General features: G+C 61.5%; 13 protein-coding genes and 1 riboswitch. Of the genes, 9 read left to right on the top strand and 4 right to left on the bottom strand.

Annotation, left to right across the window (positions count from 1 at the left end):
- Positions 1-46: 46 nt before the first annotated feature.
- Positions 47-349: a hypothetical protein gene (locus tag Q1V43_RS15980; protein WP_300520211.1), complete on the bottom strand. Its 303-nt coding sequence runs from the start codon at positions 347-349 to the stop codon at positions 47-49.
- A 230-nt stretch (positions 350-579) separates the two neighbouring features.
- Positions 580-683: riboswitch (SAM-I-IV-variant riboswitch) on the top strand.
- Between the two features lie 299 nt (positions 684-982).
- On the opposite strand from Q1V43_RS15980, the gene Q1V43_RS15975 reads away from it, so the two are divergent.
- The 6 genes from Q1V43_RS15975 (at position 983) to Q1V43_RS15950 (ending at position 6,392) form a co-directional block, all read left to right on the top strand.
- Positions 983-1,366: a hypothetical protein gene (locus Q1V43_RS15975; protein ID WP_300520208.1), complete on the top strand. Its 384-nt coding sequence runs from the start codon at positions 983-985 to the stop codon at positions 1,364-1,366.
- Between the two features lie 213 nt (positions 1,367-1,579).
- Positions 1,580-3,541, top strand: coding sequence for a threonine--tRNA ligase (gene thrS / locus Q1V43_RS15970; RefSeq protein ID WP_300520205.1), 1,962 nt, complete (start codon positions 1,580-1,582; stop codon positions 3,539-3,541).
- Between the two features lie 313 nt (positions 3,542-3,854).
- A complete protein-coding gene (locus tag Q1V43_RS15965) occupies positions 3,855-4,160 on the top strand; it encodes a DUF2282 domain-containing protein (RefSeq protein WP_300520202.1) in 306 nt (101 codons plus the stop codon).
- Positions 4,161-4,220: 60 nt separating this feature from the next.
- Entirely contained in the window at positions 4,221-5,081 is an 861-nt protein-coding gene (locus Q1V43_RS15960; RefSeq protein WP_300520199.1) for a DUF692 domain-containing protein, read from the top strand.
- Positions 5,078-5,824, top strand: a complete 747-nt coding sequence (locus Q1V43_RS15955; protein WP_300520196.1) for a DNA-binding domain-containing protein — start codon at positions 5,078-5,080, stop codon at positions 5,822-5,824. The genes Q1V43_RS15960 and Q1V43_RS15955 overlap by 4 nt, the downstream gene beginning before the upstream one ends.
- Before the next feature lie 4 nt (positions 5,825-5,828).
- On the top strand, positions 5,829-6,392 hold the full coding sequence (locus tag Q1V43_RS15950) for a hypothetical protein (protein ID WP_300520193.1): 564 nt from the start codon (positions 5,829-5,831) through the stop codon (positions 6,390-6,392).
- An 83-nt stretch (positions 6,393-6,475) separates the two neighbouring features.
- Here the strand turns inward: Q1V43_RS15950 and Q1V43_RS15945 are convergent, their stop codons facing one another.
- Together Q1V43_RS15945 and Q1V43_RS15940 are read right to left on the bottom strand one after the other, a co-directional pair.
- Complete coding sequence (locus Q1V43_RS15945; RefSeq protein ID WP_300520191.1) at positions 6,476-6,832, bottom strand: hypothetical protein; 357 nt, start codon at positions 6,830-6,832, stop codon at positions 6,476-6,478.
- Positions 6,833-6,869: 37 nt separating this feature from the next.
- Positions 6,870-7,205, bottom strand: coding sequence for an ArsC/Spx/MgsR family protein (locus Q1V43_RS15940; protein ID WP_300520188.1), 336 nt, complete (start codon positions 7,203-7,205; stop codon positions 6,870-6,872).
- Between the two features lie 156 nt (positions 7,206-7,361).
- Between Q1V43_RS15940 and Q1V43_RS15935 the strand changes: the two genes are divergently transcribed.
- Together Q1V43_RS15935 and Q1V43_RS15930 are read left to right on the top strand one after the other, a co-directional pair.
- Positions 7,362-7,568 (top strand): cold-shock protein, encoded by a 207-nt coding sequence (locus Q1V43_RS15935; protein WP_300520185.1) that lies wholly within the window; start codon positions 7,362-7,364, stop codon positions 7,566-7,568.
- 155 nt (positions 7,569-7,723) lie between these two features.
- Positions 7,724-7,933 carry a cold-shock protein gene (locus Q1V43_RS15930; RefSeq protein ID WP_300520182.1) on the top strand — a complete coding sequence of 70 codons (210 nt, stop codon included), beginning with the start codon at positions 7,724-7,726 and terminating at the stop codon, positions 7,931-7,933.
- Positions 7,934-8,070: 137 nt separating this feature from the next.
- Here the strand turns inward: Q1V43_RS15930 and thyX are convergent, their stop codons facing one another.
- On the bottom strand, positions 8,071-8,973 hold the full coding sequence (gene thyX / locus Q1V43_RS15925) for an FAD-dependent thymidylate synthase (RefSeq protein ID WP_300520178.1): 903 nt from the start codon (positions 8,971-8,973) through the stop codon (positions 8,071-8,073).
- Positions 8,974-9,165: 192 nt separating this feature from the next.
- Between thyX and Q1V43_RS15920 the strand changes: the two genes are divergently transcribed.
- A complete protein-coding gene (locus Q1V43_RS15920) occupies positions 9,166-10,020 on the top strand; it encodes a hypothetical protein (RefSeq protein ID WP_300520175.1) in 855 nt (284 codons plus the stop codon).
- The last annotated feature ends 15 nt before the right edge of the window (positions 10,021-10,035 follow it).

Genomic DNA, 10,035 nt, shown 5'->3' with positions numbered 1-10,035 from the left:
TTTGGAGGTGGCCGCCCCGGCTGCGGCGGAGTGACTCACGGGCACGTTAGAGCGGGTCATTCTCTCCTTGTTTTGGTATGGCATCGGGCATGACTGCACCCGATGAATTGCCAAATGACATTGCCGAATTGAAGGCGATCAGCCGCAGCAGAACGGTGTCGCCAATGGTCGTCACCCGAGTGTAGCCATTCAGAATTCGAGGTCCAGCCGCAGCATAGGCTCCTGCGTCATTGCGAAAATCAAAAGTGTAGCCATTCAGAATTCGAGGTCCAGCCGCAGCCCAATCCAGGAGAGGCGCGAATTGCGCCATAGTGTTGCCTTTAAGAATTCGAGGTCCAGCCGCAGCCATTCACGCCGCTGGCGATCTGGTGGCCCTAAACAAATAGGCGGGAATTTTTTTCACTCCTTGTCCTCCAATGGAAAACGCGTGCACAGTCACTTTATTTCGACGTGTTTTTCCCCACAATGATCCGTGTCAAAGCTAGTTTTATATCTCCAAAGAGCTCCCTTCGCCCCGGAAATCTGAAGAGTGTTGGTATGTCACGAACTTGCCCCCAATAAACTCTCCAGCTATTCTCGAAAACGCATCAAGAACGAGGCTCACGCCTCCACCAACCTGCACAACCCGGCAAGGTGGTCTTCCGTAAGGAGATGCGGCCAACTCGGCAACGAAGGGGCACGTCATCTTGCATTCGGTCGCCTCGCCTTTAATCCGGATAAACCGATCATGATATCGAGAAGAGAATTTCTTCAGGGTTCATCAGCCCTTGGGCTGACGCCCTTAATCGAGAGGATACTTGAACACCATGAGCGGACCGAGGCACCACTTCTTGTTCCACCGCGTACACCGCGACGTGTGTTTTTCGTCCATCAATATTCGCATTTTGGCTTCAGGATCGTCACGGATGCCCTACCATTTCCTAGACGCCTGGTAACTTTCGAGGCAGTCGAGCGTAAATTTGGACAAGGAAGTTTTCGGAAAATGAGCCATCGGGATCATTGGCGCATGATTGATGAAGGAAAATTCTGCTATTCCGAAACCTTCCAGCCTGCTTTTGGCGACGGCTTTTACGGGGTGTGGGCAGCCAATTACGCCCCAGAGCATGAGGCCTACAGCCTACTTGAGGAGGTTGGCCTCGGACCCGATGAGGACGGCTTCGCCAATTGCGGTTTGATCTTCACGCACAAGAGCGAGGAAGAGTCCTTTCCCGGCGTGTTCTGTTCCGACACCCGCTCCATCAGCCTTCTTCAAGCCGAACTGACTGCACGGAGGGCAGCTATTGAGATCCGGTTTGAAGAGCGTTCGTTTCCAACAGAAGACGCGTGCGATATCCTCAGGGACGGAGGAAACCTCACGGGGCTGTAAAAGTTCGAAGGAGTTTTTTAGTAAATGGTTAGTAGTTACCATTCTCTACACCTCTTGCACCCCTAGCCTACCGGGTTTATGCCTCCCGTGGAGCCGGACAAGCCGACCCTAACCGGCACAAACAGTGATGAACACTGTTTTTTCCTAATAAAATCAAGGGTCGTTTCGCAACCGGGCGTTCCGTGGGCGCCAAACTGACGAGGAGACCGGCCGATGGCCCTGGATTCCCCCAAAATTTCCCTGACCTTTCCCGATGGCAATGCGCGTGACTTCGACGCAGGTGTAACCCCTGCCGAGGTGGCCACCGGAATATCCAACTCGCTGGCCAAGAAGGCGATTTCCGCCACCGTGAACGGCCAGCACTGGGACCTGCAATGGCCGATCGAAGCGGATGCCGAGATCGCCCTTCACACGATGAAGGATCCCGAGCAGGCACTGGAACTGATCCGCCACGACTGCGCCCATATCATGGCCCGCGCCGTGCAGGAGATCTGGCCCGACGTGAAAGTGACGATCGGCCCGGTAATCGAAAACGGCTTCTATTACGACTTCGACCGTGCCGAGCCCTTCACCCCCGAGGATCTGGGCCAAATCGAAGCCAAGATGAAGGACATCATCAACCGCCGCGATCCTGTCACCACGGAACTGTGGGAGCGTGAGCGCGCGGTGGCCTATTACGAGGCAAACAACGAACCCTACAAGGTCGAGCTGGTCGGGATGATCCCCGAGGGCCAGCCCATTCGCATGTATTGGCACGGCCATTGGCAGGACCTCTGCCGCGGCCCTCATTTCCAGCACACCGGCCAGGTGCCCGCCGACGCCTTCAAGCTGATGTCGGTGGCCGGCGCCTACTGGCGCGGCGACAGCGACCGGCCGATGCTGCAGCGGATCTACGGCGTGGCGTTCCAGAACAAGAACGAGTTGAAAAAGCACCTGTTGGTGCTGGAGGAGGCCGCCAAGCGCGACCACCGCAAACTGGGCCGCGAGATGGACCTGTTCCACATGCAGGAGGAGGCGCCCGGCCAGATCTTCTGGCACCCGAACGGCTGGACCATCTACACCCAGCTGCAGGACTACATGCGCCGCGCCCAGACCAAGGGCGGCTATGTCGAGGTGAACACGCCGCAGGTCGTCGACCGCAAGCTGTGGGAGGCCTCGGGCCACTGGGACAAGTACCAGGAGCACATGTTCATCGTCGAGGTGGACGAGGAACACGCGCGCGAAAAGACCGTCAATGCGCTCAAGCCCATGAACTGCCCCTGCCACGTGCAGATCTTCAACCAGGGCCTCAAGTCCTATCGCGACCTGCCCCTGCGCATGGCCGAATTCGGCTCCTGCAACCGCTATGAGCCCTCGGGCGCGCTGCACGGCATCATGCGTGTGCGCGGCTTTACCCAGGACGATGCGCATATCTTCTGCACCGAGGATCAGATCGAAGAGGAAACCAAGCTCTTCATCGACTTCCTCTCGTCGGTCTACACCGACCTGGGTTTTGCCGAGTTCAAGGTGCTCTTTTCGGACCGGCCCGAGAAACGTTCAGGTGCAGACGAGGTCTGGGACAAGTCGGAAAGCGCCCTGCTGTCGGCCACCCGTGCTGCCGGGATCGAACCGGGTCTGAACCCGGGCGAAGGCGCCTTCTACGGGCCGAAGCTGGAGTTCGTTCTGACCGACGCCATTGGCCGCGATTGGCAATGTGGTACGCTTCAGGTCGATTTCGTTCTGCCCGAACGACTGGATGCCAATTACATCGGCGAGGATGGGGCGAAACACCGCCCGGTCATGCTGCACCGCGCCACGCTGGGCTCGTTCGAGCGGTTCATCGGCATCCTGATCGAAAGCCACGCGGGCAGGCTGCCCTTCTGGATCGCACCCCGTCAGGTGGTCGTCGCCTCGATCGTGTCGGACGCGGATAACTTCGTGCAGGAAGTCGTGGCCGAGCTGCGCGCCGCCGGTGTGCGCGCCGAGGCCGACATCCGCAACGAAAAGATCAACTACAAGGTCCGGGAACATTCCGTGGGCAAGGTTCCGGTAATCCTGGCCGTCGGCATGAAGGAGGTCGAGGAGCGCACGGTGTCAATGCGCCGCCTGGGCGAGAAACATTCGAAGGTTCTGGAGCTTTCGGAGGTGGTTGCCCAAATGGCGGGTGAGGCAACCCCGCCCGATCTGAAGAGCTGATCACGACAGCGCAAGTTTTCGAACTTTCGAAACCTGTTAACGGCCGGCGATCCCTGTCTCCGGCCGTTTTCTTTTGTTTTCAAGGCATTGCCCCGGAGCCGACGATCCGGAATTCGGGAAATCCAGCACTCCGACACGGGTCCGGGACACGGAACCTGCTCGCAATCAACTCACGAATTCGTTTGTTTCAGACCCATAACAGCGGCGTCAAACACAGCCCTGTTATTGGCATGTGACCAGATCCAACGACTACCTCTTCTGCATCGCAAGACGCGATGTGCCAATTTCTGGATACGAACAAGAGGATGTCCGAATGACCAACCATGTAAAAACTTTCGCCGTTGCCAGTGCCGTTGCCGCCGCCGTGACCGCGCATGCCCTGCCGGCCGCCGCCCAAGCCAACGAGAAATGCTACGGCGTCTCGCTTGCTGGCCAGAACGGCTGCGCCGCCGGCCCCGGCACCACCTGCGCCGGCACCTCGACCCTGGATTACCAGGGCAACGCCTGGATGCTGGTTCCCGCCGGCACCTGCGCCGACATCGAACTGCCGGCCATGGCCGACGGCAGCGCCCGCATGGGCTCGCTGGAAGCGCTGGAGCGCGACCTGCCCAAGTCGTGATCCCATCCGTCCCCGGCCCACCCTGCCGGTCGGGGACACCCCCCATTTCGAAAGATCACCATGTTTGACACGAACCAGGCCAAGACCAATGCGCTGCCCGACGGGGTGGGCGTGGGCTACAAACCGCAGCATTTTGCCGACCTGATCCACAACGCCGGGGCGGTCAAGTGGCTGGAAATCCACGCGGAAAATTACATGGGAGAGGGCGGGCGCCCGCTTGCGCAGCTGCGCCATCTTGCCGAGCGTTTTCCGATCTCCGTACATGGTGTCGGCCTGTCCATCGGCGGCGAAGGCCCTCTTGACGCCGACCACCTTGCCCGTCTCAGGCGGCTGGTCGACTGGCTGGACCCGGCGGTGTTTTCCGAGCACCTCGCCTGGTCGACCCACGACGGCGCCTTCCTGAACGACCTGCTGCCCCTGCCCTACACGCAAGCCACGCTGACCCGCGTCGCCGATCATATCGACCAATTGCAGGAGGGCATCGGCCGCCAGATGCTGCTGGAAAACCCCTCTTCCTATCTGACCTTCGAGGAAAGCACGATCGAAGAGCCCGAATTCCTGCGTCAGATCGCGGCGCGCACCGGTTGCGGGTTGCTTCTGGACGTGAACAATGTCTTCGTTTCCGCCACCAACCTGGGCTATGATCCGCGCCGATATATCGACGCCTATCCGCTTGACCTGGTTCAGGAAATTCACCTTGGAGGGCATGACGAGGACGAAGACGACCACGGTCGCCCCCTGCTGATCGACAGCCATGGGCGCGACGTGGCGGACCCGGTCTGGGCGCTCTACGACGACACGATTGCCGCCGCCGGGCCGCGCCCGACCCTGATCGAATGGGACACGGATGTGCCCGATTGGCCGACCTTGGAAGCCGAGGCCGCCCGCGCCGCCGCCCGCCTGGAAAAGGTGCCCGCATGACTGTCACCCAGACCGATTTCCGCGCCGGGCTGATGGACGCCGCCCGGCCTGTGCCCCCCGGCCTCTCGGATGCGCATGGCGCCGGGGCCGGCAAGCGGTTCGACGTTTATCGCAACAATGTCGCGGTCAGCCTAACCGAGGCGCTGGAACAGGCTTTCCCGACCATTCACGCCCTGGTCGGCGACGAATTCTTCAAGGCCATGGCTGGCGTCTACCTGCGCCAATCGCCACCGGCCTCGCCGATCCTGTCGCAATATGGGGCCACATTTCCGCGCTTCCTGTCCGGCTTCCAACCGGTTGCACATCTGGGCTACCTGCCCGATGTCGCGCGGTTGGAACAGGCAATGCGCGAAAGCTTCCACGCCGGGGATGCCGCCCCCGCCGATCCCGCCGCGCTGCAGGATCTGCCCCCGGACCGGCTGATGTCCGCAAGGCTGATCCTTGCCCCGGCCACGCGGCTTGTACGCTCCCCCTGGCCGATCCATTCGGTCTGGATGGCGACCAACCGGGACGGCCCCGCCCCCACGCCCGGCGCGCAGGAGGTACTGATCACACGGCCCGAATTCGACCCGCTGCCTACCCTGTTGCCCGCAGGCGGTGCCGACTTCATCGAGGCACTGGCCACCCACAGCTTCGGCGCGGCCCTCGCCACCGCCCAGCGCGGCACCCCCGACTTTGACCTGACCACCACCCTCGGCGCGCTGGTCGCAGGCCGGGCGATTGCCAGAATTACGGAAGGATGATCCGATGAACGCTCTGATTTCCCTGCATAATGCCGTCTTTGACCGGATCGACCGGCAGGGTGGCTGGCTCTTGCCGACGCTGGCACGGTTCACCGTGCTGGCGACCTTGCTGATCTACTACTGGCACAGCGCCACGCTGAAAGTCGGCGACGGCCTCCTCGGCGTGGTGCAACCCTCTCTTGGCGCCTATGCACAGATCTTCCCCAGGACGATGGAGGCGGTTGGATATGACCTGTCACAACTCGGGCTTTTTCACCGGGCCGTGGTGACAGCCGGAACCCTGGCCGAGTTCCTCCTGCCCGCCCTCTTGCTGGTCGGCCTTGCCACCCGTCTTGCCGCGATCGGCATGATCGGTTTCATCGTGGTGCAGAGCCTGACCGACCTCTACGGCCATGGCGGCATCGATCACCTTGCCACCCTGGGCGCCTGGTTCGACCGCCTGCCCGACGGGGTGGTCCTGGACCAGCGCCTGTTCTGGATCACCGCGCTGACCGTGCTGGTGGTCAAGGGCGCGGGGCCGCTGTCGCTGGACCGTATCCTGACCCGCCACAAGGCCTCCGAGATGTAACCAGTACGCCTCCAGCTCAGGAGCGCAATACCAGTGCCGCGGCCGGGGAGCGTCCTTCCCGGCCGCGTTTGGCTTTCCGGGGCTCAGTGCGGGTCCGGCTGGCGCGCGGCAAGGGCCAGGACGCCGCCCAGCCCGGCCATGGCAATCGGGAACATGGTAAAGACGCCGTAACCAAAGGCGAAATACATGCCCGCCGCCGACGCCAGCAGCAACCCGCCGCCAATTTGCGCAGCCGAACGCGCCATCGCCCCGCCGGCAATCGCCAGAACCGGGGCGATCAGGGCGAACAGGCGGACGCGCTCGGGGTGGTCGACCTGTTCCGCCAGATCCGGGATTTCGCCGAAATGGTCGATGAACTCGGTATAGCCATACCCGAAGAACCCGACCAGCATGCCCCAGACCCCGGCAATGATGCCCAGCACAAGCGCCGCATTTCGCATGATAATTCTCCTGCTCGTTCCCCTGCCAGATGGGGGCTCAGACGGGTTTTTCCAACCACCGGGCCCGCTGATCCGCGCCCCAGCCAAGGGTCAGAACGCCATCTGCCTCGATCACCGGCCGCTTCATCAGCGTGGGATGAGCGGAAAGAAGCTCAACCGGTGGGCCTGCACGCTCCGCCTCGCTCAACCCGCGCCATGTGGTCGAGCGGCGATTGACCAGCGCCTCGCCGAACTCGGCGAAAAACCGCTCAAGATCAGCGCGTTCCACCCCGTCCGCGCGCACGTCAACATAAGCAGGGCTGTGCCCCGCCACCGCCAACTCCCCGACTGCCTTTCGGCAGGTATCACAGGATTTCAGGCCCCAGATTCGCATCTCTCCCCCCGCGTCATGATAGTTTCACTTGCTTTTCCGACCATCCGTTTCAAAATTGCGCCCACGATAAGGCCAATTCACGAACTCCGCCTCCTTCTATCGGGGCAGCCGGAAAGTTTGAAGATACGGCTGCAACAACGACTTAGGGAGGTTCACATGCCCAGCGGCACAGTGAAATGGTTCAACACGACAAAAGGCTACGGGTTTATTGCACCCGATGATGGCGGGCAGGACGTTTTCGTCCATATTTCCGCCGTCGAACGATCAGGGCTGACGGGGCTCGCCGACAATCAGAAAGTCGAATACGAATTGAGCGAGGGGCGCGACGGACGCCCCCTGGCATCTGACATCAGGACTTCCTGACGGTTACATTTTTCTTGCAATATCGATCCCGTGAGACCATGTGTGTCGTGTACCACCGACTATCTACCGTCTCCTCTACCAAGCAGCCGGATCGATACCGCTGCGCTACCAGGCCGTCGCAACACCGTGGGCGGCACAACAGAAGGAATGACGGAATGGCCACTGGCACCGTGAAATGGTTTAACGAAACTAAAGGCTTCGGCTTCATCGCACCCGAAGAAGGCGGCAAGGACGTGTTCGTGCACATCTCGGCCCTGCAACGCTCGGGCCTGACCGGCCTGGCCGATAACCAGAAGGTCAGCTACGAGCTGCAGGAAGGCCGCGATGGCCGCCAATCGGCGGTGGATCTTACCCTGGTCGACTGAGCTCAGCTCTGAAAGTTGCGAAAGGCCGCCCATTCGGGCGGCCTTTTTTGTAGGACATCCGGGCGCGTCGCCGCTGCACGGCTCCAGCTTCTTCGTCACCGCAGATGCGCGATGGGGTTTTAGCCCCAACGCTTGCGTTACGCGCCCTCCAGCACATCCTGAAACTCGCGCCATTCCCGCGCGGACATGCCGCTGGTGTCCTGGCTGACCTTCTCGCCCGCCGCGATCCGGCGCACGCAGTCGACCATTTGCGCGGACAGGGTCACGGACCCCAGGCGGTAATCCTCGAACGCCCTGTATGCGGCGGGAACCCAGTCGGCGACGATCTTGCAGATGGCGTCGGCATAGACGCGGATTTCGTATTGCGCGTGGTGGTCGGCGCGCAGGCGCAGGAAGTGGAACAGGTTGTGCAGGTCCACCTTCCAATACCACTGGGTGTAGACATTGGCGGGCAGGTTCATGCGCGCCAGTTCCCGCGCCAGGCCCTGGTCGTTGATCATGCCCTCGTAATTGTCATAGGCGCGGGTGCTGTCGGCTTTGAGGATTTCCAGCACGCGGGCGGCGTCCGCACCTTCAAGCAGCGCGCCGCGGCCCTGGTTGTTCACCTCGCTCTGTGCCGCCACCTGGTCGGGGGCGGGGATGTAGAACTCGCGGTCCAGGATCGAATATCGGGCCGAGTATTCGTTTACGTTGGCGGTGCGGTGACGGATCCACTGGCGCGCGACGAATACAGGCAGCTTCACGTGCAGCTTGATCTCGCACATCTCGAAGGGGGTCGAATGCCAGTGGCGCATCAGGTAGCGAATGAGCCCCTCGTCATTGGACACGCTCTTGGTGCCCTTGCCGTAGCTGACCCGCGCGGCCTGGCAGATCGCTGAATCGTCGCCCATATAGTCGATCACCCGCACCAGCCCGTGATCCAGCACCTCATGCGCCTTGTAAAGATGCGCCTCCATCCCTTCACTGACCACCCGCAGGGTCTGGTTCGGCTGCGATCGCTGTTCGTCGATCTCGGCTTTCTGTTCGGGGGTCAGGGGCATTTCGAATCTCCAGCATGCATGTGGTACAGGAGACTATATATGGGGGGCGCTTCGGACCCAACGCCTAACGCTCGTAGGGCGCCAAAACCACACCCTTTCGCAAAAAAACGGTGCGATTCACCGAAAAGTTGACAACTTCGGCGCATAATGGATTGATAAGTCCAAACAAAAAAGCACACGAGGCAGGACAGCATGAAGCGTTTTTTCGGCATGGGGCTGATTGCCCTGGCTCTGGCCGCATGCGGCAATGAGACCAACCCGCTGACGGGGCCGGGCTCGGACACGGATGACGGGGCCTCTGCAAACGTCAACGAGACCTACAAGGGCGAGATGAACAATCTTGTCTTTGACGCCGCCACCGGTGAAATCATCATCAACAACCTCCCCTTCGACGGGGTCGACGGGCGCTATGCCGACACCGGCATCGTGACCGTTCCGGGCTTTGGGGTCTACCAAAGCCAGAGCACCGGCGAGACGGGGCAGTTTCAATACATGGCGGTCTATGCCGAAGGCACCTATACCCGCGCGGGCGCGGCGGGCACCGGCGACTACGCGGAATTCGGACACGGCGGAACGATGGTCGCCACCAACGGCGGCAATGTGAGGCTTCCGGTCCTGCGCGGCGAGCTGGTCTATACCGGCAATTACGCGGGCATCCGCGTGCTGGACGAGAACGCCGGCAACGACCTCTTCCTGACCCGGGGCAACGCGACGCTGATCGTCGACTTGCTGGATTTCGACGTGGACGGCGCGATCCTGGGGACGGTTTCCGGTCGTGAGCTTCTGGACACGGCCGGCACCGTGATCGGCACCTTGCCGGGCATTTCCCTGAACGAGACTTCGATTGGCTCGGACGGCACTGTCGCCGAGGGGACAACCACGACCTTTGACAGCGCGGGCGACCCGCTGGAAACCGGCAACTGGGGCGGCAAGTTCGCGGGGCCGAACGGCGAAGAGATCGTCGGCTATGTCATCATGACCGGGCCCAGCGCCGAAGGAAGCACCATCGACGCCATGGAACGCGGCGTCTTCATCGTGGTCGACTGACCGGGCCATGGCGCG

It is taken from the genome of Aliiroseovarius sp. (assembly GCF_030148435.1).
Classification (GTDB): Bacteria; Pseudomonadota; Alphaproteobacteria; order Rhodobacterales; family Rhodobacteraceae; genus JASBTN01.
This window is presented reverse-complemented; position numbering and strand designations above follow the sequence as displayed.